Source organism: Micromonospora sp. A202, assembly GCF_006715105.1.
Taxonomy (GTDB): domain Bacteria; phylum Actinomycetota; class Actinomycetes; order Mycobacteriales; family Micromonosporaceae; genus Micromonospora; species Micromonospora zamorensis.
Map to the genome: position 1 here is coordinate 2,295,628 of NZ_VFMP01000001.1, position 26,618 is coordinate 2,322,245.

Sequence of the window (26,618 nt, forward strand, 5' to 3'; positions counted from 1 at the left end):
GGCCCTCGACTGCGTAGCGCCATTGGTGGCGCAATCAGGAAGGATGTACCTGTGAGTTCAGGACCGCAGGGCGGAGACCGTCCCCGTCGCTACGAAGACCGTACTGACGGCGCGGGCGGACGCGACCGCGGCCCGCGCCGCGATGACCGAGACCGTCCCCCGTACCGGGGAGACCGTGACAACGCTGGTGGCGCCCGCGGCGGCTACGCCGGCGGCCGCGACTCTGGTTCCCGTGGCGGCGACCGGGACAGCTCGCGCTCCAGCGCCCCCCGCGAGGGTGGTTACCGTGGCGGCGACCGCGACGGCTCGCGCTCCAGCGCCCCCCGTGAGGGTGGTTACCGTGGCGGCGACCGCGACGGCTCGCGCTCCAGCGCCCCCCGCGAGGGTGGTTACCGGGGCGGCGACCGCGACGCTTCGCGCTCCAGCGCCCCCCGCGAGGGTGGTTACCGGGGCGGTGACCGCGACGGTTCGCGCTCCAGCGCCCCCCGTGAGGGTGGTTACCGGGGCGGTGACCGTCGTGAGGGTGGTTTCCGCGGTGGTGACCGTGATGCTTCGCGTTCCGGCGGCCCGCGTGAGGGTGGTTTCCGCGGTGGTGATCGGGATGGTTCGCGTTCCGGTGCCCCCCGTGAGGGTGGCTTCCGTGGTGGCGATCGGGACGGCTCGCGCTCTGGTGCTCCGCGTGAGGGTGGCTTCCGCGGCGGTGACCGTCGCGAGGGTGGTTTCCGCGGTGGTGACCGTGATGCTTCGCGTTCCGGCGGCCCGCGTGAGGGTGGTTTCCGCGGTGGTGATCGGGATGGTTCGCGTTCCGGTGCCCCCCGTGAGGGTGGCTTCCGTGGTGGCGACCGGGACGGCTCGCGTTCCAGCGGCCCGCGTGACGGCGGTTTCCGCGGTGGCGACCGTGAGGGTGGCTTCCGTGGCGGCGACCGCCGCGAGGGCGGCTATCAGGGTGGCGACCGCACCCGCTCCGGCCCGTCCCGCGAGGGCGGTTTCCGCGGCGGTGACCGCGAGGGTGGTTTCCGCGGTGGCGATCGCCGTGAGGGCGGTTTCCGTGGCGGTGACCGGCCGAGTGGACCGCGCGATGGCGGCGCGCCCCGTGAGGGTGGCTTCCGTGGCGGTGACCGCGACGGTGGTTTCCGTGGTGGCGACCGCCGTGAGGGCGGTTTCCGTGGCGGTGACCGGCCGAGTGGACCGCGTGACGGCGGCGCGCCCCGTGAGGGTGGTTTCCGTGGCGGCGACCGCCGTGAAGGTGGTTTCCGTGGTGGCGATCGGGACGGCTCGCGTTCCAGCGCTCCGCGTGAGGGTGGCTTCCGTGGCGGCGACCGCGACGGTGGTTTCCGCGGTGGCGATCGCCGTGAGGGCGGTTTCCGTGGCGGTGACCGGCCGAGTGGACCGCGTGACGGCGGCGCGCCCCGTGAGGGTGGCTTCCGTGGCGGTGACCGCGACGGTGGTTTCCGTGGTGGCGACCGCCGTGAAGGTGGTTTCCGTGGTGGCGACCGGGACGGCTCGCGTTCCAGCGCTCCGCGTGAGGGTGGCTTCCGTGGCGGTGACCGCGACGGTGGTTTCCGTGGTGGCGACCGCCGTGAGGGCGGTTTCCGTGGCGGTGACCGCGACGGTGGTTTCCGTGGTGGCGACCGCCGTGAGGGCGGTTTCCGTGGTGGCGACCGCCGTGAGGGCGGTGCGCCTCGTGAGGGCGGTTTCCGTGGTGGCGACCGTGACAGCTCTCGGCCGAGTGGTCCGCGTGAGGGCGGTGGCTACCGTGGCGGCGACCGCGAGGGTGGCTACCGTGGTGGCGACCGGACGGGTGCTCCCCGGGCCGACGACCGGCCGCGTCGTGAGGGCGAGTTCCGCCGCGACGACCGCGCTGGCGGCTCCGAGTCGTACGAGGGTGGGCGTAGCTCTGGCCCGGCACTGCCGGACGATATCGTCGCGACCGACCTCGACAAGGACGTTCGCGCTGAACTGCTCTCGCTGAACAAGCCGGTCGCCGAGACGGTGGCCCGGCACCTGGTCGCGACCGGTCAGCTGATCGACGAGGACCCGGCCGAGGCGTTGGCGCACGCGCTGGCTGCCCGGCGGCTCGCGTCGCGCATCTCCGCGGTCCGTGAGGCGGTCGGCCTTGCCGCGTACCACGCGGGGGAGTGGCAGTCGGCGATCGCCGAGTTGCGTACGTACCACCGGATGAGTGGTCTGCAGAGCCACCTGGCCGTGCTCGCGGACTGTGAGCGGGCTCTTGGCCGCCCGGAGCGGGCCATCGACCTGTTCCGTGGCGCTGACCGGGAGAAGTTGGACCAGGCCGTCGCGATCGAGCTGCTCATCGTCGCCGCTGGCGCCCGGGGTGACCTCGGGCAGAAGGACGCCGCGGTGGCGATGCTCCAGGTCCCGGACCTCACCAGTGAGGCCACGGTGCCGTGGACGGCTCGGCTGCGGTACGCGTACGCCGATGCGCTGCTCGCCGTGGGCCGGCGCGAGGAAGCTCGCGAGTGGTTCTCCCGCGCCGCCGACGTGGACACCGAGGGCGAGACCGACGCCGCCGAGCGGCTGCTGGAACTCGACGGCGTGCTCATCGAAGGCGACGACGAGGACGAGGCCGCCGAGGAGATCGCCGCAGGCCCGGGCACTCCGGGCGCGGTTCCGGCCCAGCCGGACGCCGACCTGACCGGCGACGACCGCGACGACGACGACGACGAGGACGACGACGACCGCGAGGACGACGACGACCGCGACGACGACGAAGACGACGAAGACGAAGACGACGAAGACGAAGACGACGAAGACGACGAAGACGAAGACGAGGACTTCGACGACGACGAGAAGGACGGTGCTGTCGGCCGCCCTGACGACGACGAGGACTCCGTCGACGAGGACGAGGACCGTCACCCGGACGAGGCTGGCAATGCCGACACCGCTGCCGACGGCAGCGTGACGTCCGGCGACGCGGTGAACACCGACGACACCGCCCCCACCCGGGGTGACGAGTCGGAGCCGACGCAGCGGTGAGCGCGGGCGTGGGGGAGCGGCTGGTCGACGGGTACACCCTGGTCGTCTTCGACCTGGACGGCGTGATCTACCTGATCGACCGGCCGATCCCCGGCGCCGTCGAGGCGGTGGCCCGGCTGCACGACGAGGGGCGGGCGGTGGCGTACGCCACCAACAACGCCTCCCGGCGCTCCAGCGAGGTCGCCGACCTGCTCTCCGGGATGGGCGTGCCGGCTCGACCGGAGGAGGTGCTCACCTCCGCCGCGGCCTCGGCCGAACTGTTGCGGGACCGGCTGCCCGCCGGCGCGCCGGTGCTGGTGGTCGGCGCGGAGGCCCTGCGCGCCGAGCTGCGTGCGGTCGGCCTGACCCCGGTCACCAGGGCCGACGAGAACCCTGCCGCTGTGGTGCAGGGGTACGGGCCGCAGGTCGGCTGGGCCGAACTGGCCGAGGCTTCGGTCGCGGTGCGGGCCGGGGCGCTCTGGATCGCCACGAACACCGACCGGACCCTGCCCAGTGGGCGGGGACCGCTGCCCGGTAACGGGTCGCTGGTGGCCGTGCTGCGTACGGCGTTGGAGCGGGACCCTGACGTGGTGGTCGGCAAGCCGGAGTCGGCGCTGTTCGAGACCGCCGCCCGGCGCGCGGGCGGTGGCCGGAGCCTGGTGGTGGGTGACCGACTGGACACCGACATCGAGGGCGCCCGCCGTGCCGGCCTGGACAGCCTGCTCGTACTCACCGGCGTCAGCGGCGTACCGGATCTGCTGGCTGCCGAACCGCGGCGGCATCCCACGTACGTCGCGAGGGACCTGGCGGGGCTCTTCGACCCGGCTGCCGCCGTGCGGGTCCCGGGCCCGGCGGACGCTGGCGGCTGGTCCGTGACCGACCGCGACGGGGTGCTGGAACTGGCCGGGTCGGGTCGTCCGCTGGATGCGCTGGCCGCGCTCTGCGCGGTGGCCTGGTCGGCGTCGGAGCCGGCGCTGCCGAAGATCCGCCCGATCGGCCCGGACGCGGCCCACGCGCTGGAGAGCTTCGGTCTGACCGCCGCTGCCTGACCGAGGTCGGGCGAACGGGTCCGTCAGAGCAGTTTGCGCAGCTTCAGCAGGTCGAACGGGTTGGCCTTGATCGACACCCGGCGGGAGGTCACCGCGCTGGTGACGTCGAGGTCGCCGCGGACCAGGGCGAGCAGGTCGTCGCTGGACGTGCTCAGCGCGATCTTGGCTTTTGGGTCGTCGCCGTCGGTCAGCTCGACCAGCCGACCGCCGGTGATCCGGCCGTGGAACGCGGTGTCCAGGTCGGTGATCCGGCAGGCCAACGTCCGGTCCAGATCGATCCGTTCGCGCACCGTCTCCGCGTTGCGGTCCAGCCGGGCGGCCAGCTCCTGCAATGCCTGCCGGCACTCGTCCACGCTGGCCACATCTCCCCCTCGTTGATCGCCACGCCGTCCTCGGCACCGTACCGCACGGCACGGCACGGGGTGCCCGGTAGCGTGACACCTGCACACCCCGCCCCGTGGAAGGACTCAGGCATGCAGGACGCGTGGCGCGCCTACTTCGAACTGGCCATGGGCCTCGCGGAGGCGCCCCGGAAGAAGGCCCAGGACGTGGCACGTCGCCTCGTCGGTTCCGGCGGCGCGACCGCCGCCCAACTCCAGGCGCTCGGCGAGGAACTGGTCACCACCGGCGCCGCCAACCGGGAGGCGCTGACCAAGCTGGTCCGCTTCGAGGTCGACCGGGCTCTCGGCGCGGTCGGGCTGGCCACCGCCGACGAGGTGGCCGAGCTGACCCGGCGGGTGCACGACCTGGAGCGGCAACTCCGCGAGGCGCGTGCCGCCGAGCCGGCGCACGCGCCGACTGCCGGCCCCCGGGAGCAACCCGATCCGACCCTCGCCGCGCCGCCCGGTGACCGGCTGGTGCCGTCCGACGGCCCGGCCGGTGCCCCGGTCTCCGCGCCGACGGCCGAGAAGGCCGTGGCGAAGAAGGCTGTGGCAAAGAAGGCCGTGGCGAAGAAGGCGATCGCCAAGAAGGCCATCGCGAAGAAGCCGCCGGCGACGATCAGCCGGACCGACGACGACACCCCGACCCCGGCGGTCATGCCGGCCAAGAAGGCGGCCCGTCCGCAGCCGCCGGACGCCGCCGAATGAGCCAGCCCCATCCGCCGACGGGCGGGTCGTTCCCGGCCCGGCCCGGCCCGCCCACCGGCGGGTCGTTCGCCGCCCGCCCCGGCCCTCCCGCAGGCGTCCGCCCCGGCCCTCCCACGGGGGTCCGCCCCGGGCCGCTGCTGGACGTCGGGGACGACGAGGCGCGGCACCCTGCGGTGGACGCCGCCGTGCAGGCCATGACCAACGCGGCGACGCTCGCCCCGGCCGACCAGATCGCGCAGTACGAAGCGGCCTACGAGACGCTGCGGGAAACCCTCGCCACCATCGACCAGACCTGAGCCGGACGACCAGGGCTGAGGAGACCGGAGAACCACCCATGGCACGTCGTAACCGGCTGGACGCCGAACTCGTCCGCCGCGGTCTGGCCCGCTCCCGGGAGCAGGCCGCCGCGTTGGTGGAGGCCGGCCGGGTCCAGCTGCGCGGGGTGGTCGCGCGCAAGGCCGCCGCGATGGTCGACCCGGCCGATCCCCTCCTGGTGACCGGTGCGGACCCGACCGAGGAGTACGTCTCCCGGGGCGGGCACAAGCTCGCCGGCGCGCTGGCCGCGTTCGGCGCCGGTGGGCTGCGGGTCGCCGGACGGCGCTGCCTGGACGCCGGCGCCTCCACCGGTGGCTTCACCGACGTGCTGCTGCGCGCCGACGCCGCCGAGGTGGTGGCCGTGGACGTCGGCTACGGGCAGCTCGCCTGGCCGCTGCGCACGAACGAGCGGGTCCGCGTCCTGGAACGCACCAACGTTCGTACCCTCGACGCCGAGACGATCGGCGGGCCTGTCGACCTCACGGTGGCCGACCTGTCGTTCATCTCGCTGCGTCTGGTGCTGCCGGCGCTGGCCGGCTGCACTCGCGACGACGGTGACCTGGCGTTGATGGTGAAGCCGCAGTTCGAGGTCGGCAAGGACCGGGTCGGCGCCGGTGGTGTGGTGCGCGATCCGGAGCTGCGTGCCGAAGCGGTGCTGGACGTGGCCGCGGCGGCCGAGCGGCTCGGTCTCGGGTTGGCGGACGTGGCGGCCAGCCCGCTGCCCGGGCCGAGCGGCAACGTGGAGTTCTTCGTATGGTTGCGCCGGGGCGCACCGCCGGCCGACCCGCAACGGGTGCGGGCCGTGGTGGCGGCTGGGCCGGACGGCCCGACGACGGCCGGCGACGTGCCGGACGTGGCGGCGGCGACGGAGGAGGTCGCAGGGTGAACGCGCGCAGCGAGGGCACTGGCACGACACACGGTTGTGCCGGTGCGACGGTGGCGCACCGCCGCCCGGTCGGGCGGGTGGCCCGATGAGCCGGACCGCGCTGCTGGTGACGCACACCGGCCGTCGGCGTAGCACCGAGCACGCCCGGTCGGTCGCGGCCGACCTGATCGCCGCGGGTTTCGAGGTACGGGTGGTCGCCGACGAGGCCGACGACCTGGACCTGCCCGGCGTGGTGCCGGTCGCAGGTCAGGAGGCCGCCGAGGGCGCCGAGATCGTCTTCGCGCTCGGGGGCGACGGCACCTTCCTGCGTGCCGCCGAGCTGGCCCGCCCGGCGAAGGCGCCGCTGCTCGGCATCAACCTCGGCAAGGTTGGTTTCCTGGCCGAGGCGGAGATCGACGACCTGGACGTCGCGGTGCGGGACGTGGTCAGTCGCAACTACACGGTCGACGAGCGGCTCACCCTGGACGTCACCGCCGAGTTCGACGGTGGGCCGACCATCGAGTCCTGGGCGCTCAACGAGATCAGCATCGAGAAGGGCGAGCGGGCGCAGATGCTCGAACTGCTCGTCGACGTGGACGGGCGCCCGCTGTCCCGCTACGGCTGCGACGGTGTCGTCTGCGCCACGCCCACCGGCTCCACCGCGTACGCGTTCTCCGGTGGCGGCCCGGTGGTCTGGCCGGAGGTGGAGGCGTTGCTGCTGGTGCCGATCAGCGCGCACGCGTTGTTCAGCCGCCCGCTGGTCACGGCGCCGACGTCCACCTTCGTGATCACCGTCGACCCGTTCACCACCCTCGCGGTGCTCTCCTGCGACGGGCGTCGGGTCTACGACCTGCCGCCCGGTGCCCGGGTGACGGTGCGTCGGGGCGCCCTGCCGGTGCGCATCGTGCGGTTGCGGCCCCGCCCGTTCACCGACCGGCTGGTCGCCAAGTTCGCCCTTCCCGTGCACGGTTGGCGCGGCAGCCGCCGGTGACCGTGGTGCACACGCTCGGTGGACGTCGGTTGTCCACCTGACGACATGTCGCCGCTGCGGCGGCCGATGACTAGTGACCTGGTGACAGGCTCCGACGCACACTCCGATCGGCCCTCATCTACGGATGGCGGGCCTGGAGGAGTAGAGGAGCACATCGCATGCACTGGTCCCCACGCTGGCTCGCCGTCGGCGCGGTCGGCGCGTTGGTGGTCGGTCTCGCCGCACCGGCGTCCGCCGACCCGCCCGCCCGGCCCACCGGCCCGACGGCGGGCACACCCGTTCCGGGTGCCGCGCCCGTTCGTCTCACGCTGATCACCGGCGACCAGGTCGACCTGGTGCAGGCCGCACCAGGCCGGGTCGCCGCCACCGTCCGCCCGGGACCCGGGCGCGAGCGGATCGTGTTCCAGACCATGGAGGTCGACGGCGCGCTGCGGGTGCTTCCCAGCGACGCCCTGCCCTACGTCTCCAGCGGGGTTCTCGACGCCAACCTGTTCGACGTGCAGAAGTTGGCCGCTGACGGCTACGGCGACGCCGCGCAGGGCAACCTGCCGCTGATCGTGCGCTATCAGGAGCCGGCCGCCGGCCGGGTCCGGCCGCTCACCGTCGCCGCGGACGCCCGCCCCCTGGAGAGCATCGACGGCGCGGCTCTGCGGGTCGGCAAGGGTGACCTCGGTGGCCTGTGGAGCACGCTCGCCGGCACGCCGACCACCCGGACCACGGCCGCCGCGCCCCGGTTGGGCGGTGGCATCGCCCGGATCTGGCTGGACGGGAAGGTCCGCCCGACGCTGGAGCACAGCGTGCCGCAGATCGGCGCCCCGCAGGCCTGGGCGGCCGGCCGGGACGGCAGTGGCGTGACGGTGGCCGTCCTGGACACCGGCGTCGATGCCACCCACCCCGACCTGGCCGGACGGATCGCCGAGGCGCGGGACTTCTCCGACAGCGGCAGCGCCCGTGACGGTCATGGCCACGGCACGCACGTGGCGGCGACCATCGCCGGCACCGGCAACGCGTCTGCCGGGCTGCGCAAGGGTGTCGCGCCCGGCGCGCGGTTGCTGGTCGGCAAGGTGCTGGACGACGGTGGCTCCGGCTATGACTCGTCCATCATCGCCGGCATGGAGTGGGCCGCCCACTCCGGCGCGAAGGTCGTCAGCATGAGCCTCGGCGGCGACCCGACCGACGGCACCGACCCGATGAGCCAGGCCGTCAACGACCTGACCGCCGAGACCGGCGCGCTCTTCGTGGTCGCCGCCGGCAACGCGGGCGAGGCGCGTACCGTCGGTTCGCCGGGCGCGGCCGCGGCGGCGCTCACCGTCGGCGCGGTCGACCGCGACGACAACCTGGCGGAGTTCTCCAGCCGTGGTCCGCGACTCGGCGACAACGGCCTGAAGCCGGAGATCACCGCCCCGGGCGTCGGCATCGTCGCCGCGCGGGCCGTCGGGACCACAATGGGTACGCCGGTGGGCGACGCCTACACGACCGCGTCCGGGACCTCGATGGCCACACCGCACGTGGCCGGCGCTGCGGCGATCCTCGCCCAGGAACACCCGGACTGGGCCGCCGGGACGCTCAAGGACGCGCTGGTGAGCACCACGAAGGCCAACCCGGCGCTGACCGTCTTCGAGCAGGGCGGCGGCCGGGTCGACGTGGCTCGGGCGCTCAAGCAGCAGGTGTACGCCTCGGCCACCGCTGACTTCGGACGGATCCAGACCGGCGCCGCGCCGGTCGAGCGGACCGTGACGTACACCAACGGCACGAACATCGCGCAGACCCTGCGGCCGGCCCTGGAGCTGCGCAACCTGGACAGCGGCGCGGCCGAGACCGACGGGGTCTCAGTGGCCTCCGACGCGGTGACAGTGCCGGCGGGCGGAAGTGTCGCCGTGCCGCTGCGTGCCGACCCGGCGAAGCTGGCCCGAGGCCCGCACGGTGGCTGGCTGGTGGCGACCGGTACGGACGGCGTCGCCGTGCGCACGCCGGTCGGGCTCACCGTCAACGGTCCGTTGCACCAGGTCACCATCAAGGTGTTGGACCGGCAGGGTCAGCTGACCCTCTCGCCGGGGTTCACCCTCTTCGGTGAGCAGCCCGAGTCCGACTACTGGGGCGAGTGGCCGGGCGAAGGCACCCTCCAGGTCGAGGAGGGCACGTACATGCTGACCGCGATGGTCCAGCACGGCGTTCCACTGGACGAGCAGTTGACCCAGACCGTCGAACCGGAGCTGGTCGTCGACCGGGACCTGACAGTGGTCCTCGACGCGCGCAAGGGCACACCGGTGCGGATCGAGACGCCGAAGCCCAGCGAGCAGCGGGCCACCCTCAGCTACTACGTGCACCGGGTGTTGGCCAACGGCCGGCAGATCGACCACGGCGTGATGGCCTACAGCACCGTCCAGCAGGTCAACGTCACGCCGACCCGCCAGGTGCGCCAGGGTGAGTTCGAGTTCGCCTCGCGCTGGCAGCTCGTCGCACCGATGGTGGACGCGAAGATCAGCGGGGTGTCCGGTCCACTGGACATCAACGTGCTGCGTACGTCACCGGCACCGACCGGCCGGCGCAAGCTGCCGCTGGTCTGGGCCGGCACCGGGACGCCCGCCGACCTGACCCGGGTGCGGGGCGCCGCGGCGCTGCTCGCCACCGATCCGGACCGATCCGAGGAGGAGCAGGTTGCCGCCGCCGCGGCCGCTGGCGCCGCCATGGTGCTGATCGTTCGGCCGGCGGACTTTTCGGCGTGGACGGTGTGGCGCCCGATCGGGGACCGACTGCCGATCCCGTCGATGGTGGTCGCGTACGACGACGGGCAGCGGTTGATCGCGGCGGTGCGCAAGGGCCGGGCGACGCTCGACCTGACGCTGACCGTGGACAGCCCGTACCTGTATGACGTGTGGCAGGTGTCGAAGGGCCGGGTGCCGGAGCGCATCGTGCACACCGTGACCGCGAAGAACACGGCCGAGGTGACCGCGAGCTACGGCGACACGGGTGCCGGCTGGGCCAGCGAGGAGCGGTTCAGCTGGCGTCCGTGGCAGGAGTACTCCTGGAACGACGACCAGCGCATGGTCCGCACCGGCACCACCCGGCAGGAGTTCGTCAGTGCCGGAGACAACTGGTGGCAGCACCGGGTCCAGCACAAGCTCATGTACCTGCAGTGGGGGCAGTTGACCGGCGGCCTGACCGAGGAGCCCCGGCGCTACGACGCCGACGACCGGGAGGCCGAGACCTGGCACGCCCCGGTGATCCGGCCGGCCGTGCCGGCCGGCGGCGGGGTGCCGGTGCCCACGCGTACCGGTGACACGCTGGACCTGCGGGTGCCCGAGTTCGTCGACGCGGACGGCCACTACAGCGTCGCCGGAAACAGTGAGGAGTCGGACACCGTCGAGGCGCGGGTCAGCCGGGACGGGAAGCAGATCGCCGACCTGTCCGGCGGGTGGGCCCCGGTGCCCACCACGGCGCAGCGGGCCCGCTACCGGCTGGACCTGACCACGAAGCGGTCCTCGGCCGAGTGGCGCTACGGCACCCGGACCGACACGGCCTGGGAGTTCACCTCGGCCCGGCCGGCGGGCGACGCCGCGCCGTTGTCGCTGCTGCAGGTGGACTACCGGGTGCCGGCCGACCTGCTCGGCACGGTACGCGGCAACCGCCCCCACCAGCTGGGGGTGACGCTGCGCCAACCGGCCGGGGTGGCAGCGCCGACCGGCACCAGCGTCCGGGTGCAGGTCTCCTTCGACGGGGGAGTCACCTGGCGGAACGCCCCGACCAGAGGGTCGGGCACCCGGTACACCGCGACCGTGCCCGCTGGGCGGGGAACGGTGTCGTTGCGGGTGCACGCCTCCGACCGGGCCGGGAACACCGTCGACCAGACGGTGCTCCAGGCGTACGGGCTGCGCTGATCCGGGAGGGCGGGGCGGTCACGCCGTCCCGCCCACCCGTCGAGGGGTCCACCGTCTTCCGACGGTGGGCCCCTTCGGCGTCAGAGCCAGCCGCGTCGGGCGACCTGGAACGCCAGCCCGGGCCGGGTGTCCACGCCGGCGGCGGCCATCAGGTCGGCGATCCGCCGCTGCACGGTCCGCCGGCTCACGCCGAGCTGGGAGGCGATGGACTTGTCCGGTACGCCGGCCACGAACAGCGACAACAGTCGTGCCTCGTCGGCATCCGGCTGGTAACCGTCGCTCGGATGGTCCTCGGGGTCCGGCCGCCGGTTCTCCGCCGCCGCGACGTTGAGGGGGTCGTCGAGCCGCAGCCGGGTGGCCACCCGCCAGTGGCTCTCGAAGAGGGCGAGCAGGGCGTCGAGCAGTTGACTGCGACCGATCACGGCGGCGCTCGGCTCCCCACCGTCGCGGTCGGGCACCAACGGGCAGACGGCGGTGCTGCCGTCCACGATGGCCAGTCGGACCGGCAGCCGGTCCAGCACCCGGGCCTGCTCGCCGGCGGCGACGCCCTTGGCCAGGTCCGCCAGCGCGCCCGGCTCCAGCAGCAGGTCACGCTCGTAGATGGCCCGGTAGGTCACCCCGCGGGCCAGCGCGTCGAACTCCTCGACGTTCTCCGGGCCGGCCATCGCCAGGGGGTTGGCCCGGCAGAACCAGAGCACCTCGGTACGCGCCGAATTCTGCAGATCGCGCAAACGGTCCCGCAGGACCCGGGCGCCGGTGATCACCTCGACGAGGTGGTCGACGTGGTGCCGGCGTAGCCCGGACCGGTACTCCTCGGCCAGTTGGGTGACCCGGCGGCGGGCCGCCTCCAGGTCCTCCTGACGACGCAGCAGCGCCCCGCCCAGGGCGACGTCCGGGGCGGTCGGGCGCAGTGGCGCGTCGGGGTCGCTGTCGGTGGGCTGCACCAGACCCTTGGCGCGCAGGGCCTCGACCTGGGCGACGACCTGCTCGCGGGGGCGTTGCAGACGAGCGACCAGGTCGTCGACGCGCGCCACCGTGAGCTGGAGCAGGCAGCGGTAGAGCTCCTCTTCAGCCGAGGTCAGGCCGATCACGTCCAACACGGGGCAGAACTGTACGTCGGCCGGGTGCCGGCCCCTCCCGGGCCCGTCGGCTGGTCAACTGTCGTGCCTCGCGTCTACTGTCGGTGGCTGTGCTGGAAGAGCTGCGCATCACCGGACTGGGCGTCATCGACGACACCACGCTGCCGTTGACCGGCGGGATGAACGTCATCACCGGCGAGACCGGTGCGGGCAAGACGATGGTCGTCACCGGCCTCGGCCTGCTCTTCGGCGGCCGGGCCGACGCCGGGCGGGTTCGCGCCCAACCCGGCCGGGCGGTGGTCGAGGGGCGGTTGCGCCTGACCGGGCGGGTCGCCGACGCCGTGCACGCGCGGATCACCGAGGCCGGTGGGGAGCCCGACGAGGACGGCTCGGTGCTGCTGAGCCGGACGGTGACGGTGGAGGGGCGCTCACGCGCCCATGTCGGCGGCCGCAGCATGCCGGTGTCGATGCTCGGTGAGGTCGGCGAGCAGGCGGTGGCCGTGCACGGGCAGTCCGACCAGCTGCGGCTGCTGCGCCCGGCCGAGCAGCGGGCCGCACTGGACCGCTTCGCCGGCCCGGCGCACGAGAAGCTGCTCGACGCGCTGCGCGAGGCGTACACGGGGTGGCGGCGGGTGGTCGACGACCTGGCCGACCGGCGGCGCAACGCCCGCGAGCGCAGCCAGGAGGCCGATCTGCTGCGGCTGGGCCTGGACGAGATCACCCGGGTCGATCCGCAGCCCGGTGAGGACGACGAGCTGAAGACCGAGGCGCAGCGGCTGGAGCACGCCGAGGGGTTGCGCACGGCAGCGCAGATCGCCCAGCAGTGTGTGGCCGGTGGCGCCGAGGCCGCCGAGGAGACGCCCGACGCGGCGGTGTTGCTCGGGACCGCCCGACGGACCCTGGAGGCGCAGGCCGGCACCGACCCGGCGCTGGGTGAGTTGGCGTCGCGCCTGGAGGAGGCGGCCACGCTGGTCACCGACGTGTCGGCGGAGCTGTCGGCATACCTGGCGACGCTCGACGCGGACCCGGCCCGGTTGCAGCACGTCTACGAGCGGCGGGCGGCGCTGCGCGCCCTGACCCGCAAGTACGCCGACGACGTCGACGGTGTGATCGCCTGGGCCGATCGGGCGCGGACCCGACTGTCCGATCTGGACAGCTCCGACGATCTGCTCGACGAGTTGGAGCGGGAGGGTCAGCGGCTCGCCGTCGAGGTGGCCGACCTGGCCGGGCGGGTGTCGGCCTCCCGGCAGGAGGCGGCGGTCCGGTTCGCCGACCAGGTAACGGTGGAGCTGGCCGGGCTGGCCATGCCACACGCGCGCATCGAGGTGGCGGTGCTGCCTCGCCCGGCCGGGCGCGCCGAGCCGACGCTGTCGGTCAACGGTGTCGAGGTGGGTGTCACCCCCGATGGCGGCGACGAGGTGGAGCTGCGGTTGCTGGCCCACCCGGGCGCGCCGTCGTTGCCGTTGCAGCGCGGTGCCTCCGGCGGTGAGCTGTCCCGGGTGATGCTCGCCATCGAGGTGGTCTTCGCGGGCTCGGGTGGCCCGCCCACGCTGGTCTTCGACGAGGTCGACGCGGGTGTCGGCGGTCAGGCGGCGGTGGAGATCGGCCGGCGGCTGGCCCGGCTGGCCCGCAGCCACCAGGTGCTGGTCGTCACGCACCTGCCGCAGGTGGCCGCGTTCGCCGACCGCCACCTCGTGGTGGCGAAGGACACCGGGGGCGCGGTGACGACCAGCGGGGTGCGGGTCGTGGAGGACACCGAGCGGGCCCGGGAACTGGCCCGCATGCTGGCAGGTTTGCCCGACTCCGATCTGGGTATCGCCCACGCCGAGGAGCTTCTGGCCGTGGCCGCCAAGGAAAGGCGGTTGTGACGCCGCGTATTGTGAGCGCAAGCACACCGGCTTGTGCCGACGTGTGCTTCCCTGGGTAGGCGGCCCTGCTCAGGCATGTCGCGACAGAAAAGCCTGCCTCACATGCCAGGATGGTCACGATGCGTCTACCCACGTTGCGCCGAAACAGAAGCTCCGAACCGGGCAGAGTCCTCGGCACCGCGCGCCTTGATCGCCGGACGAAACGCCTGGTCGGTCGGCTGCGCCCTGGTGACATCGCGATCATCGACCACGTCGACCTGGACCGGGTGGCGGCGGATTCGTTGGTAGCTGTCGGTGTCGCGGCGGTGCTCAACGCCAAGCCGTCGGTCTCCGGCCGCTACCCGAACCTCGGCCCGGAGGTCCTGGTCGCCGCCGGCATCCCGCTCCTCGACGACCTCGGCGAGGGCGTCTTCGAACGGATCCGCGAAGGCGACCAGGTGCGCATCGAGGGCAACACGGTCTTCGCCGGTGACGAGCCGGTCGCCCACGGCAGCCTGCAGGACGCCGAGACGGTCGCCAAGGCCATGGCCGACGCCCGGGAGGGTCTGTCGGTGCAGTTGGAGGCGTTCGCCGCCAACACGATGGACTACCTGCGCCAGGAGCGCGACCTGCTGCTTGACGGTGTGGGCGTGCCGGACATCGACACCCAGATCCAGGGCCGGCACTGCCTGATCGTGGTGCGCGGCTACGACTACAAGGCCGACCTGGACGTGCTGCGCCCGTACATCCGGGAGTTCAAGCCGGTGCTGATCGGCGTCGACGGCGGCGCGGACGCCCTGGTCGAGGCGGGCTACACCCCCGACATGATCATCGGGGACATGGATTCCGTCACCGACGACGTGCTGCGGTGCGGCGCCGAGGTGATCGTGCACGCGTACCCGGACGGGCGCGCCCCCGGCCTGCCGCGGGTCAACGGCCTCGGCGTCCCGGCGGTGACCTTCCCGGCCGCGGCTACCAGCGAGGATCTTGCCATGCTGCTCGCCGACGAGAAGGGCGCGTCGCTGCTGGTCGCGGTGGGCACCCACGCCACCCTTGTCGAGTTTCTCGACAAGGGGCGCGGCGGGATGGCCTCGACCTTCCTGACCCGGCTCAAGGTTGGTGGCAAGCTGGTCGACGCCAAGGGTGTGAGCCGGCTCTACCGGCAGAGCATCTCCGGCTCGTCGCTGCTCCTGCTGGTGCTGTCGGCGATCGCGGCGATGGCATCCGCGGTGGCCGTTTCGACCGTAGGAAAGGCGTACCTGGGCGTCGTCGCCGAATGGTGGGACAATTTCGTGTTCCAGCTGTACCGGCTCTTCTAGTTCCCGACCGATCAAGAGGCTGCAAGCGTGATCAACTTCCGCTACCACGTGGTGTCCCTCACCGCGGTCTTCCTGGCTCTGGCGATCGGCCTGGTGGTCGGCACAGCCGCCCTCAACGGCCCGGTCGCCGACTCCCTCGAGGGGCAGGTCACCGGTCTGCGCAAGGACAACCAGAACTGGCGCCAGACGGTCAGCAACATGGAGAAGCAGCTCGGCATGGAGGAGAAGTTCGCCGAGGAGATGTCGCAGGTCGTCCTGCCCGGCACCCTCACCGGACGCCGGGTGGTGGTGCTCAGCCTGCCCAACGGGCGCGACCACACCGAGGGTGTGCTCAAGAAGCTCCAGCTCGGCGGGGCCACCATCACCGGTCGCGTCGACCTCCAGGACAAGTTCATCAACCCGGACAACAACTCCAACCTGCTGGAGTTGGCCGTCACCGCCGCCCGCCCGACCGCGCAGACCACCGGCCTGCCGGGCAACGGGCACGGTGTGGAGACCTCCAGCGCGCTGCTGGCCAGCGTCCTGCTGGACCGGACCCAGGGCACCGCGCCGGTCAGCGACGCCGACCGGCGGGCGGTGCTCGCCGCGTACAACAACGCCGGCTACCTGACCACCGACAGCAACAAGGTCACCGGGTCGGCGGAGGCGGTCGTCGTGGTCAGCGGCCAGCCGTACGTCGACAAGGACTCCGAGAAGCGGGACGAGTCGGTCGTCAAGATCGCCGAGCAGTTCGACCGCACCGGGTCGATCGTGGTCGCCGGCAACGGCTCCGTCGGCGGCAACCTGGTGTCGGTGGTCCGCGGTGACCCGGTACTCGCCCAGACCATCTCGACTGTCGACAACGCCAACACCGGGCAGGGTCAGCTGGTCACCAGCCTCGCCCTGGTGCAGCAACTCACCGAGAAGAGGGCCGGACAGTACGGCGTCGGCGACAACGCCGCATCCCTGCTGCCTAGACTGCCCCAGTGAGCGAACGACGTACCCCCGTGTCCGTAATCGACGAGGCGGCGCGAGCGCATCGGAGGGTGGCGTGAGGGCGCTGGGACGGCTGTTGATCGCCGGCGCTGGCGCCGCGGCGGCCCGGTACGCGCTGCGTGAGGTGCGGACCTCACCGGCCGGGCCCACGTTGGACCGCACCAACTTTCGTGGTCGCACGGTGAGCCTGGCCGCCGGGCCGGCGCTTGCCGCCGGTGCTGCCGCCGCAGGCGCGTTCGGTGCCACCAGCGGCGCCTCCGGTGGGGCGGCCCTGGTCGCCGGCCTCGGTGCCGGTGGCGTCGGGCTTTACGACGATGTGGTCGGCGCGCGGCCGGAGCAGAAGGCAGCCAAGGGTTTCGCCGGTCACCTCGCCGCGCTGCGCGAGGGGCGGGTCACCGCGGGCCTGGTGAAGGTCGTCGGGGTGGGCGCCGCCGGGCTGGGCGCGGCCGCGCTGCTGGCCGCCGACCCCCGGGTCGCCGCGCACCCGCGCCGGCAGCGCCACGGCGCGTTCGGGCGGGGCGTCGACGTGCTGCTCGGCGCCGGCGTGATCGCCGGCACCGCCAACCTGCTCAACCTGCTCGACCTGCGGCCGGGCCGGGCGATCAAGTCCGGGCTGCTGCTCGCCGCGCCCCTGGCGGGTGGCCCGCACGGCGGGATCGCCGCGGGTGCGGCCGGAGCCGCCGCCGGCCTGCTCCGCGACGACCTGGGCGAGGACGTGATGCTCGGCGACAGCGGGGCGAACGCGCTCGGGGCGCTGCTCGGCGTCGCGCTCGCCGCCCGCACCGGCCCGCTCGGCCGGGCCGGGCTGCTCGCCGTGCTCGCCGGCCTGACCGCCGCGAGCGAGAAGGTGAGCTTCACGTCGGTGATCCAGCGGACGCCGGGGCTGCGCGAGCTCGACGCACTGGGCCGGCGCGCCGACTGACGTGACCCGACCGGCCCCCCTCGCCGGCGCCGGCCGGCTGGCCGGGGCAGCCGCGCTCATCGCCGTCCTCACCGTCGCCAGCCGCCTCGCCGGCTTCGGTCGCACCGCCGTGTTCACCTGGAGCCTGGCGCCCACCGACCTCGGCGGCACCTACGTGGTGGCCAACGCCGTGCCGAACTTCATCTTCGAGATCGTCGCCGGGGGAGCGCTGGCCAGTCTCGTCGTACCGCTGCTGGCCGGCGCGGTCGCGGCGGGCGACCGGACGGCGGTGGCCCGCACCACCGGGGCGCTGTTGACCTGGACGTTGGCCCTGCTGGTGCCGCTCGCGTTGCTGGTGGTGGTGTTCGCCGGGCCGGTGGTCGAGTCGCTGGGCCACCATCTGACCACCGCCCAGCAGCAGAGCGGCGTCCGGATGCTGCGGATCTTCGCACCCCAACTGCCGCTGTACGGGGTCGGCATCGTGCTCACCGGTGTGCTCCAGGCGCATCGCCGGTTCGCTTGGCCGGTGCTGGCCCCGTTGCTGTCCAGCCTCACCGTGATCGTCGTCTACCTGGGGTTCACCGCGACGCAGGGCAGGTACGCCACCGTCGGCGGCGTGAGCCCCGGCGGCGAGGTGCTGCTCTCCGCCGGCACCACCCTCGGTGTGGTGGTGCTGTCGTTGTCGCTGCTGATCCCGGTCCGCCGACTGCGGCTGGGGGCGCGGCCCGGGTTCGGGTTCCCCGCCGACGCGCGGGCCCGGGTCGGCGGGTTGGCGGTGGCCGGCGCGGTCACCGTCACCACGCAGCAGATCGCCCTGATTGTCAGCCTGAACCAGGTGACCGCCGGCGCGCGCAGCAACCCGGGCGTCTACAACCTGGTGCAGAGCGTCTACCTGCTGCCGTGGGCGGTGCTGGCGGTGCCGCTGGCCATCGCGGCCTACCCGACCCTGGTGGCGGCGCGGGCCGCCGGTGACGAGGGCACCTACCGGGCGACCCTGTCGTCGGCGGTGCGCGGCGTTCTGCTGTTCAGCTGCCTCGGCACGGCCGCGTTGATCGGGACCGCGGGCCCGGTCGGGCACTTCTTCTTCCCCGCGTCCACGGACTCGGCCTCGACCGCCGCCGCCGCGATCATCGGGTACGCCCCGGGCCTGGTCGGCTACAGCCTGTTCGCGGTGCTCACCCGGGCGCTCTACGCCAGGGGGCAGACCCGGGCCGCCACGGTCGCCACCGCCGTCGGTTTTCTCGTGGTGCCGGCCACCGTGGTGTTGTTCGGTGCGTTGCTGCCCCTGCGGGACCGGGTGCTCGCGGTGACGTCCGCCAACTCGGTGGGGATGCTGGTGCTCGGGGCGCTGCTGCTCGCGGCGGTGCTGCGCAGCGCCGGCCGTCCCGCCCTCGCCGGCGCGGCACGGGCCGGGGCGGCCGGTGGCCTCGCCGGTGTGCTCGCGGCGCTCGCCGGGTTGGGCCTGACCCGATGGCTCGACACGCCCGGGGGCGGCACCCCGACGATGGCGACGGCGTTCGGTCAGGGCATGCTGTCCGGGGTTCTGGTCGGGGTGGTGTTCTTCGCCGTGGTCTGGTTCGTCGACCGGCAGGACGTGCAGCCAATGCTCAGCCGGGTGTTGCGCCGTCTGCCTCGGTGGGGGCCACGGGGCCGGGGCGGCGGGCCGACGTCGGGCGCTGTCTCCCCGAAACGGGGCGACGGGAAGGAGACGGCCGCGCGATGAGTGAGCAAGCTCTGCCTGCCGGCTTTTCGGGCAGCGTCGCGTTGGTGCTCGCGTCCAGCACCGGTGGCGTCGGCCAGCACGTCCGTTCGGTGGCGCGTGGCCTCGTCGCCGGCGGCGCCACCGTCGTGGTCTGCGGGCCGGCCGCGACCCAGGAGCAGTTCGACTTCACCGGGGTCGGTGCGCGGTTCGCGCCGGTGGAGATCCCGGCCAGCCCGACGCCGGCCGACGCGCGGGCCGTGCTGGCCCTGCGTCGGGCGCTCGCCGGCTCCCGGGTCGACGTGGTGCACGCGCACGGCCTGCGGGCCGGGTTGGTCGCGGTGCTGGCCCGTCCCGCCGCACCGCTGATCGTCACCTGGCACAACGCGGTACTCGCCGGTGGACTGCGCGGTGGCATGTCCCGACTCGCGGAGCGCGTGGTGGTCCGTGGTGCCCGGGTGGCCCTGGGCGCCTCCACGGACCTGGTGCGACGCGTCACCGCGCTGGGCGCCACCGACGCCCGACTCGCCCCGGTCGCCGCACCCACGCTGCCCGCGCCCCGTCGACGCCCGGCCGCCGTACGCGCCGAGTTCGGGGTTCGCCCGGACCAGCCGCTGATCCTGTCGGTGGGTCGGTTGCACCCGCAGAAGCGCTACGACGTGCTGATCGACGCCGCCGCCCGCTGGCGTACGCGTACCCCACCGCCGGTCGTGGTGATCGCGGGCAGCGGGCCCGCGTACCTGCCGTTGGCGGCCCGGACGTCCGCGGCCCGCGCCCCGGTCACCCTGCTGGGGCACCGCACCGACGTGGCGGACCTGCTGGCCGGCGCCGACCTGGCGGTGGTGACCAGCGACTGGGAGGCCCGGCAGCTCTTCGCCCAGGAGGCGCTGCGCGCCGGCGTACCGCTGGTCGCCACCGCTGTCGGCGGCTTGCCGGAGCTGGTCGGCGACGCCGCCACCCTGATCCCCGCCGGGGACGTCGACGCGGTCGACACGGCGGTACGCGCGTTGCTGGACGACCCGGCGGCCCGGGCCGAGCTGGGCCGGCGGGGCGCCGAACGGGCGGCGACGTGGCCGACCGAGACGGACACCGTCGCCACGCTGGCCGCCCTCTACGCCGAGCTGGCCGCCGACCACACCGGCCCGGCGGCCACCCCGGGCTCCGACGCCCCCAGAACGGGACACCGGTGATGTTGCGCCGAATCGCCCCCGCCCTGCTGACCGTGCTCGTGGTGGCGCTGGGTGTCACCGCCCTCGCCGCGCGCCCGACGCAGGACAGCCCGCGACGCACCGCCGACTTCGTGGTGCTCGCCGGGGTCGCGGGGCTGCGCTGGGAGGACGTCGATCCGCAGAGCACCCCGACGCTGTGGCGGATGGCCCAGGAGGGGTCGATCGGCTCGCTGTCGGTGCGTTCGGCACACCAACCCACCTGCCCGGTGGACGGCTGGCTGACGCTGGGCGCGGGCAGCTTCGCCGGGTGGAACGGCAGCCGGTTGCCCGGCGGTTGCCCGGCGGCCGGGGTGGCTGTCGAACAACCCGACGGCATCGGCGCGAACCTGCCGGACCAGGAGAGCGTGGTCCAGTACAACCAGCAGCGCCTGCCGTGGAACGCGACGCCCGGATCGCTGTCGGAGTCGGTGCGCTGCTCCGTCGCCGTGGGCCCGGGTGCGGCAGTGGCCGCCGCGCGACCGTTCGGCCGCGTCGACCGGTACGCCTCGGCGTTGCCCACTGATCCGCGGACTCTGCTGGGCTCCTGCGTGCTGAGCATCGTCGACCTCGGCACTGTCGAGGGGACCGACCCGGCGACCCGCGCCGAGGAGGCCCGGGAGGCGGACGCCCAACTGGCCCGGGTGCTGGCCGCCCGTCCACCGCGGTCGTTGGTGCTGGTAGCGGGGATCTCCGACACCGCACAGCCGTCGCGGCTGCACGTGGCGGTCGCCGACGGTCCGGGCTGGGAGCGGGGGTGGCTCACCTCGGCGAGCACCGGCCGGGACGGCTACCTGCAACTCGTCGACCTCGCGCCGACGGCGCTCGCCGCGCTGGGCCGGCCGATGCCGGAGCGGCTCTTCCTCGGTCGTCCGGCGGTCAGCACCGGCGGCCGTCCGGCCGACCTGGCCGACGCGATCAACGCCCCGGCGGACGCCGATCGGGAGGCGGCCGCCCAGCGCGACGTCTCCGCCGTGTTCTTCACGCTGCTGGCCGGTGTGCAGGTGCTGCTGGCCATTGGCATCCTGCCGCTGCTGCGCCGGGCCCGCCCGCACGCCGGGCCGAGTGGCCCGACGCCCGTCTCGGGGCGGGTCGTGGCGGTGGTGGAGCTGCTGCTCGTCGCCGCGGCGTTGACAGTGCCGGCGGCGTTGCTGGCCGACGCGGTGCCGTGGTGGCAGGGCGAGCACCCCGGGTGGATCTTCGCGGGGGTCACCGCGTTCCTGGTGGCCGCGGGCACCGCCGCGGTGCGGTTCACCCCCGGGTACGCGGGCACCCTCGGCCCGGTCGGCGCGGTGGCCGGCCTCACCACCCTCGTCGTCGGCTTGGACGTCCTCACCGGCGCCCGCCTTCAGCTCAACGGAGTGGTCGGCTACTCCGCTCTGCAGGGTGGCCGATACTCCGGGCTGAGCACGGTGGGGCTGGGAGTGTTCCTCGCCGGCGCGTTGCTCGCCGGCGGCTGGCTGGCCCAACGGGTGCACCGCGGCTGGCGGCCGGCGGTGATGGTGGCCGTGGGTGGCCTCGCCGTGGTGGTGGTCGGCAGCCCCTTCCTGGGTGCCGACCCGGTCGGCGCGATCGCGCTCACCGCCGGGGTGAGCGTCGCCGCCGTGATCAGCGCCGGCGGGTGGTTGACGATCAGCCGGTTGGCGTGGGCCACCATGGCCGCTCTGGCGGTCGGCATCGGCTTCGCAGTGGTGGACCTGCGTCGCCCGTCGGCGGAGCGGGGCAGCCTGGGCCGGTTCCTGTCCGCGCTCGGCGACGGCACCGGCGGGTTCGCCGTGCACCGCTCCAGCACGGAGAACTTCGAGACGTTGGTCAACAGCCCGCTGACCGTGCTGGCGCTGACCGGCGGGTTGCTGGTGTGGTTCGCCCTGTTGCAGCCGTGGGGTGGGCTGATGCGGCTGTTCGGCATCTACCCGGCGGTCCGGGCCGCGTTGGCGGGCACCGTCGTCGCCGCTGTGCTCGGTGGCGTGCTCGACGGCGCGGCGCTGGACGTGATGGGCGCCGCCGCCGCGATGGTGGTGCCGATGGCCGCGTTGGCGTCGCTGCGGGTGCTCGGGCACGCCGCCGACCGGACCCGCCCGGTCCCGGCCCGCTCCTTCGCCGACGGCGCCGACGACGACTCGGGCTCCGGCGGGGTCAGCCCGACCGGTGGCGGCGACGGTCCGACCGGTGGCGGCGGGCCGCTCGGCGCGGTCCACCCCCGTCCGATCAGCGGCCCACCCGCGAGCGCACCACCGCCGGTGACCCCGACCCCGGACGCCCCCACAGCGGACACCCCGGCCCCGGACGCCCCGGCGGAGCCCAGCGACGCCCCGGCCGAGCCCAGCAACGCCCCGGCGGAGCCGACCGACGCCCCGGGGGAGCCGACCGGTGGTGGGGCCGCCGTGCCGCCCCGGCAGGTCACCCGGTCATCGACCGAGGTTGCCGCTTCCTGAGCGCCGGACCGCCTCCGGATGACCCGCAGGTGTCGCAGCCGGGGTGCGGCCTGCGGGTACCCGCCCGGGAGGTGTTACCGTCGAATCCCGTGGATCGCGTGATCACTTTTGCTGATCAAGCACGGCGGTCTGCATGACCGCGACAGACGACACGGGAGCAGGCCTTGGCCCCATCAGCACGGACGACCAGGCACATTTTCGTCACCGGGGGCGTCGCCTCCTCGCTGGGTAAGGGCCTCACCGCCTCCAGCCTCGGCAACCTGCTGACCGCGCGCGGGTTGCGGGTGGTGATGCAGAAGCTCGACCCCTACCTGAACGTCGACCCGGGGACGATGAACCCGTTCCAGCACGGTGAGGTCTTCGTCACCGAGGACGGCGCCGAGACCGACCTCGACGTCGGGCACTACGAGCGCTTCCTCGACCGGGCGCTGTCCGGCAAGGCGAACGTCACCACCGGCCAGATCTACTCCGACGTGATCGCCAAGGAGCGGCGCGGGGAATACCTGGGCGACACCGTCCAGGTCATCCCGCACATCACCAACGAAATCAAGTCCCGGATCCTGGCGATGGCCGACCCGGACGAGGACGGCCACCTCCCCGACGTGGTGATCACCGAGGTCGGCGGCACCGTCGGCGACATCGAGTCGCTGCCGTTTCTGGAGGCGATCCGCCAGGTCCGCCACGACCTGGGTCGGGACAACTGCTTCTACCTGCACGTCTCCCTCGTGCCGTACCTGGCGCCGTCGGGTGAGCTGAAGACCAAGCCGACCCAGCACTCGGTGGCGCAGCTGCGCAACATCGGCATCCAGCCGGACGCGATCGTGCTGCGCTGCGACCGGGAGATCCCGGTGAAGCTCAAGGAGAAGCTGTCGCTCTACTGCGACGTGGACACCGAGGCGGTCGTCGCCGCCCCGGACGCCCCGAGCATCTACGACATCCCGAAGGTGCTGCACCGGGAAGGCCTCGACGCGTACGTGGTGCGCCGCCTCGGCCTCTCCTTCCGGGACGTGGACTGGACCAGCTGGGACGACCTGCTGGAGCGGGTGCACCGGCCCCGGCACACGGTCACCGTCGCGGTGGTCGGCAAGTACGTCGACCTGCCCGACGCGTACCTGTCGGTCAGCGAGGCGATCCGGGCGGCCGGGTTCGGCCACCGGGCCCGGGTGCAGCTGCGGTGGGTGCCCAGCGACGAGTGCGTCACCCCGGCCGGTGCCGCGGCGGCGTTGGCCGGCGTGGACGGCATCCTCATTCCCGGCGGCTTCGGCGTGCGCGGCATCGAGGGCAAGATCGGCACCGCCCGGTACGCCCGCGAGAACGGCATCCCGCTGCTCGGCCTCTGCCTCGGTCTGCAGTGCATGACGATCGAGGTGGCCCGGCACCTGGCCAGCCTGGACGGCGCCAACTCGTTGGAGTTCGACGAGCAGGCCGCGCACCCGGTCATCGCCACCATGGCCGATCAGGAGGACATCGTCGCCGGCAAGGGCGACCTGGGCGGCACGATGCGGCTCGGGGCGTACCCGGCGACGCTGACCGAGGGCTCGATCGTCGCCGAGGCGTACGGCAGCACCGAGATCAGCGAGCGGCACCGGCACCGTTACGAGGTGAACAACGCCTACCGGGACGCGCTGACCAAGGCGGGTCTGCACATCTCCGGCACCTCGCCGGACGGCCGGCTGGTCGAGTTCGTCGAGCTGGACCGCAGCCTGCACCCGTTCTTCGTGGCCACGCAGGCGCATCCGGAGCTGAAGAGCCGCCCCACCCGACCGCACCCGCTGTTCGCGTCGTTCGTCAAGGCCGCTGTGGCGTACTCGCAGGCCGACCAGTTGCCGGTCGACCTGGACGCGGCGTCGGAGGCCCCGACGACGCGCAAGGCCGCCCGCAACGGCGCCTCGACCAAGGCCGCGTCCTCCTCATGAGCGAACTCGAACACCGCTACGAGGTGCGTTCCCGCGAGGAGCGGTACCGAGGGCGGATCTTCGACGTGGTCACCGAGGAGGTGACCATGCCGGGCGGCGGCACCGGGATGCGTGACCTGGTCCGGCACGTCGGGGCGGTGGCCGTGGTGGCGCTCGACGACGCCGGCCAGGTGGTGCTGATCCGGCAGTACCGGCACCCGGTCGGGCGGCACCTGTGGGAGCTGCCCGCCGGGCTGATGGACGTCTCCGGCGAGGAGTTGCCGGCTGCCGCGCTGCGGGAGCTGGCCGAGGAGGCCGACCTCACCGCCGGGCGGGTCGACGTGCTTGTCGACCTGCACAGCTCGCCCGGGTTCACCAACGAGCTGGTGCGGGTCTTCCTCGCCCGGGACCTCGCCGAGGTGCCGGCCGACGAGCGTCACGAGCGCCGCGACGAGGAGGCCGACCTCCAGGTCGTCCGGATCGACCTGGACGAGGCGGTCGCCATGGTCCTGGCCGGTGAGATCACCAACGCGTCCGCGGTGGCCGGGCTGCTCGCCGCCGCCCGCGCCCGGGACACCGGTTGGTCGACGCTGCGCCGGTCGGACGCGCCGCTGCCACGCTGAGCGTCGTCGCCGGTCACCCCCGCGAGGGGGGTACGCGTGAAAAGGGCCCCGCGGTCAGCCGCGGGGCCCTTGCCGGCTGTCCTCAGCGGCATCCGGCAGATCAGGCGATAATGGTCGAACACTGTCCCGCCGGCGGGGGCGATGGCGCACCGGCGAGTCCGGGCGGCGCCCTGACACTCCGTCAGGCCATCCGGGCACCGGATGCCACTGTGCTGGCTCGCGGCGGCACCGGGCGCGCCTAGACTGCCGCCGGCGGGACCGGTGGACCGCGGTGGCAATGGGGCCGTCGCGGCACCGAGCAGTCGGGGGAGAGCAGCCCCGAAGAGAGGTGTCTGCATCGTGAAGGTCGGAATCCCACGCGAGGTCAAGAACCACGAGTACCGCGTGGCGATCACGCCAGCGGGCGTCAACGAGTTCACCCGCAGCGGTCACCAGGTCTTCGTCGAGTCGGGCGCCGGCGTCGGCTCCAGCATCACCGACGAGGAGTTCGCCGCCGCGGGCGCGAAGATCCTCGGCACCGCCGACGAGGTGTGGGAGACCGCCGAGCTGGTGCTCAAGGTCAAGGAGCCGATCGCCGAGGAGTACCACCGGATGCGCGAGGGGCAGGTGCTCTTCACCTACCTGCACCTGGCCGCCTCCAAGGAATGCACCGACGCGCTGGTCGACCGCAAGGTCACCGGCATCGCGTACGAGACGGTCGAGCTGCCCGACCGGTCGCTGCCGCTGCTCGCCCCGATGTCCGAGGTGGCCGGCCGGCTCGCCCCGCAGATGGGCGCCTTCTACATGATGCGCACCGGCGGGGGTCGCGGTGTGCTGCCCGGCGGTGTCTCCGGGGTGTACGCGGCCAAGACCGTGGTCATCGGCGCCGGCGTCTCCGGCATGAACGCCGCCGCGATCGCGCTGGGCCTGCAGTCCGAGGTGCTGCTGCTGGACAAGAACGTCGCCCGGCTGCGCTCGGCCGACGCCATCTACCGGGGCCACCTGCAGACCGTCGCGTCCAACGCCTACGAGGTCGAGCGGGCCGTGCTCGACGCCGACCTGGTCATCGGCGCGGTGCTGGTGCCCGGCACGAAGGCGCCGACGCTGATCTCCAACGAGCTGGTCTCCCGGATGAAGCCGGGCAGTGTGCTCGTCGACATCGCCATCGACCAGGGCGGCTGCTTCGAGGACTCGCGCCCCACCACGCACGCCGACCCGGTCTACAAGGTGCACGAGTCGATCTTCTACTGCGTGGCGAACATGCCCGGCGCGGTGCCGAACACCAGCACCTACGCGCTGACCAACGTCACCCTGCCGTACGCCCTGGAGCTGGCCAACCAGGGCTGGCGCGAGGCGCTGCGCAACGACCCGGCGCTGGCGTTGGGCCTGAACACCCACGACGGGCAGGTCACCTACGGCCCGGTCGCCGAGGCGCACGGCATGGACGTGCTCCCGCTGGCCGACGCGCTGGCCTGAGCGGTGGCGGCCGAGCGGTAGCG

The 26,618-nt window shown here is 73.5% G+C and carries 20 protein-coding genes; 17 read left to right on the forward strand and 3 right to left on the reverse strand.

Translation table 11 applies throughout. The annotated features are described in order from the left end of the window. Nucleotides 1–57: 57 nt before the first annotated feature. Nucleotides 58–2,058 carry a hypothetical protein gene (locus FBZ33_RS32695; protein WP_185755547.1) on the reverse strand — a complete coding sequence of 667 codons (2,001 nt, stop codon included), beginning with the start codon at nucleotides 2,056–2,058 and terminating at the stop codon, nucleotides 58–60. On the opposite strand from FBZ33_RS32695, the gene FBZ33_RS10575 reads away from it, so the two are divergent. Together FBZ33_RS10575 and FBZ33_RS10580 are read left to right on the forward strand one after the other, a co-directional pair. Then, nucleotides 1,993–2,997, forward strand: a complete 1,005-nt coding sequence (locus FBZ33_RS10575) for a lipopolysaccharide assembly protein LapB (protein ID WP_255508792.1) — start codon at nucleotides 1,993–1,995, stop codon at nucleotides 2,995–2,997. The genes FBZ33_RS32695 and FBZ33_RS10575 overlap by 66 nt on opposite strands. Next, entirely contained in the window at nucleotides 2,994–4,025 is a 1,032-nt protein-coding gene (locus FBZ33_RS10580; protein ID WP_141908884.1) for an HAD-IIA family hydrolase, read from the forward strand. The genes FBZ33_RS10575 and FBZ33_RS10580 overlap by 4 nt, the downstream gene beginning before the upstream one ends. Nucleotides 4,026–4,048: 23 nt before the next feature. On the opposite strand, the gene FBZ33_RS10585 is transcribed toward FBZ33_RS10580, so the two are convergent. Next, nucleotides 4,049–4,387 (reverse strand): SCP2 sterol-binding domain-containing protein, encoded by a 339-nt coding sequence (locus tag FBZ33_RS10585; RefSeq protein WP_088947517.1) that lies wholly within the window; start codon nucleotides 4,385–4,387, stop codon nucleotides 4,049–4,051. Between the two features lie 111 nt (nucleotides 4,388–4,498). Between FBZ33_RS10585 and FBZ33_RS10590 the strand changes: the two genes are divergently transcribed. From FBZ33_RS10590 to FBZ33_RS10610, 5 genes are all read left to right on the forward strand, one after another. Further along, nucleotides 4,499–5,113 (forward strand): phasin family protein, encoded by a 615-nt coding sequence (locus FBZ33_RS10590; protein ID WP_088947518.1) that lies wholly within the window; start codon nucleotides 4,499–4,501, stop codon nucleotides 5,111–5,113. Next, nucleotides 5,110–5,409: a hypothetical protein gene (locus FBZ33_RS10595; RefSeq protein ID WP_141908885.1), complete on the forward strand. Its 300-nt coding sequence runs from the start codon at nucleotides 5,110–5,112 to the stop codon at nucleotides 5,407–5,409. Before FBZ33_RS10590 ends, FBZ33_RS10595 begins: the two co-directional genes overlap by 4 nt. Nucleotides 5,410–5,447: 38 nt before the next feature. After that, nucleotides 5,448–6,314, forward strand: a complete 867-nt coding sequence (locus tag FBZ33_RS10600) for a TlyA family RNA methyltransferase (RefSeq protein ID WP_141908886.1) — start codon at nucleotides 5,448–5,450, stop codon at nucleotides 6,312–6,314. Nucleotides 6,315–6,399: 85 nt separating this feature from the next. Then, the gene (locus FBZ33_RS10605) at nucleotides 6,400–7,284 is read left to right on the forward strand and encodes an NAD kinase (RefSeq protein ID WP_141908887.1); all 885 of its coding nucleotides are present in this window, start codon (nucleotides 6,400–6,402) and stop codon (nucleotides 7,282–7,284) included. Nucleotides 7,285–7,442: 158 nt separating this feature from the next. Further along, nucleotides 7,443–11,162 carry a S8 family serine peptidase gene (locus FBZ33_RS10610; RefSeq protein WP_141908888.1) on the forward strand — a complete coding sequence of 1,240 codons (3,720 nt, stop codon included), beginning with the start codon at nucleotides 7,443–7,445 and terminating at the stop codon, nucleotides 11,160–11,162. An 80-nt stretch (nucleotides 11,163–11,242) separates the two neighbouring features. Here the strand turns inward: FBZ33_RS10610 and FBZ33_RS10615 are convergent, their stop codons facing one another. After that, nucleotides 11,243–12,262, reverse strand: coding sequence for a helix-turn-helix domain-containing protein (locus FBZ33_RS10615; protein ID WP_141908889.1), 1,020 nt, complete (start codon nucleotides 12,260–12,262; stop codon nucleotides 11,243–11,245). Nucleotides 12,263–12,351: 89 nt separating this feature from the next. Between FBZ33_RS10615 and recN the strand changes: the two genes are divergently transcribed. The 10 genes from recN to ald all read left to right on the forward strand — a co-directional run bounded on the left by recN (nucleotide 12,352) and on the right by ald (nucleotide 26,595). Next, nucleotides 12,352–14,109, forward strand: a complete 1,758-nt coding sequence (gene recN / locus FBZ33_RS10620) for a DNA repair protein RecN (RefSeq protein WP_141912566.1) — start codon at nucleotides 12,352–12,354, stop codon at nucleotides 14,107–14,109. Between the two features lie 119 nt (nucleotides 14,110–14,228). Further along, nucleotides 14,229–15,407: a putative cytokinetic ring protein SteA gene (steA, locus tag FBZ33_RS10625; protein ID WP_088951640.1), complete on the forward strand. Its 1,179-nt coding sequence runs from the start codon at nucleotides 14,229–14,231 to the stop codon at nucleotides 15,405–15,407. Between the two features lie 27 nt (nucleotides 15,408–15,434). Then, nucleotides 15,435–16,376 carry a copper transporter gene (locus tag FBZ33_RS10630; RefSeq protein ID WP_141908890.1) on the forward strand — a complete coding sequence of 314 codons (942 nt, stop codon included), beginning with the start codon at nucleotides 15,435–15,437 and terminating at the stop codon, nucleotides 16,374–16,376. 61 nt (nucleotides 16,377–16,437) lie between these two features. Then, nucleotides 16,438–17,304, forward strand: a complete 867-nt coding sequence (locus tag FBZ33_RS10635) for a hypothetical protein (protein WP_141908891.1) — start codon at nucleotides 16,438–16,440, stop codon at nucleotides 17,302–17,304. Between the two features lies 1 nt (nucleotide 17,305). After that, nucleotides 17,306–19,006, forward strand: coding sequence for a murein biosynthesis integral membrane protein MurJ (gene murJ / locus FBZ33_RS10640; protein ID WP_141908892.1), 1,701 nt, complete (start codon nucleotides 17,306–17,308; stop codon nucleotides 19,004–19,006). Further along, nucleotides 19,003–20,172 (forward strand): glycosyltransferase family 4 protein, encoded by a 1,170-nt coding sequence (locus tag FBZ33_RS10645; RefSeq protein ID WP_141908893.1) that lies wholly within the window; start codon nucleotides 19,003–19,005, stop codon nucleotides 20,170–20,172. The genes murJ and FBZ33_RS10645 overlap by 4 nt, the downstream gene beginning before the upstream one ends. Then, nucleotides 20,172–22,622: a hypothetical protein gene (locus FBZ33_RS10650; protein ID WP_141908894.1), complete on the forward strand. Its 2,451-nt coding sequence runs from the start codon at nucleotides 20,172–20,174 to the stop codon at nucleotides 22,620–22,622. Before FBZ33_RS10645 ends, FBZ33_RS10650 begins: the two co-directional genes overlap by 1 nt. Before the next feature lie 164 nt (nucleotides 22,623–22,786). After that, complete coding sequence (locus FBZ33_RS10655) at nucleotides 22,787–24,538, forward strand: CTP synthase (RefSeq protein ID WP_141908895.1); 1,752 nt, start codon at nucleotides 22,787–22,789, stop codon at nucleotides 24,536–24,538. Beyond that, nucleotides 24,535–25,140: an NUDIX hydrolase gene (locus FBZ33_RS10660; RefSeq protein ID WP_141908896.1), complete on the forward strand. Its 606-nt coding sequence runs from the start codon at nucleotides 24,535–24,537 to the stop codon at nucleotides 25,138–25,140. The genes FBZ33_RS10655 and FBZ33_RS10660 overlap by 4 nt, the downstream gene beginning before the upstream one ends. Before the next feature lie 339 nt (nucleotides 25,141–25,479). After that, complete coding sequence (ald, locus tag FBZ33_RS10665) at nucleotides 25,480–26,595, forward strand: alanine dehydrogenase (protein WP_088947530.1); 1,116 nt, start codon at nucleotides 25,480–25,482, stop codon at nucleotides 26,593–26,595. Nucleotides 26,596–26,618 lie beyond the last annotated feature (23 nt).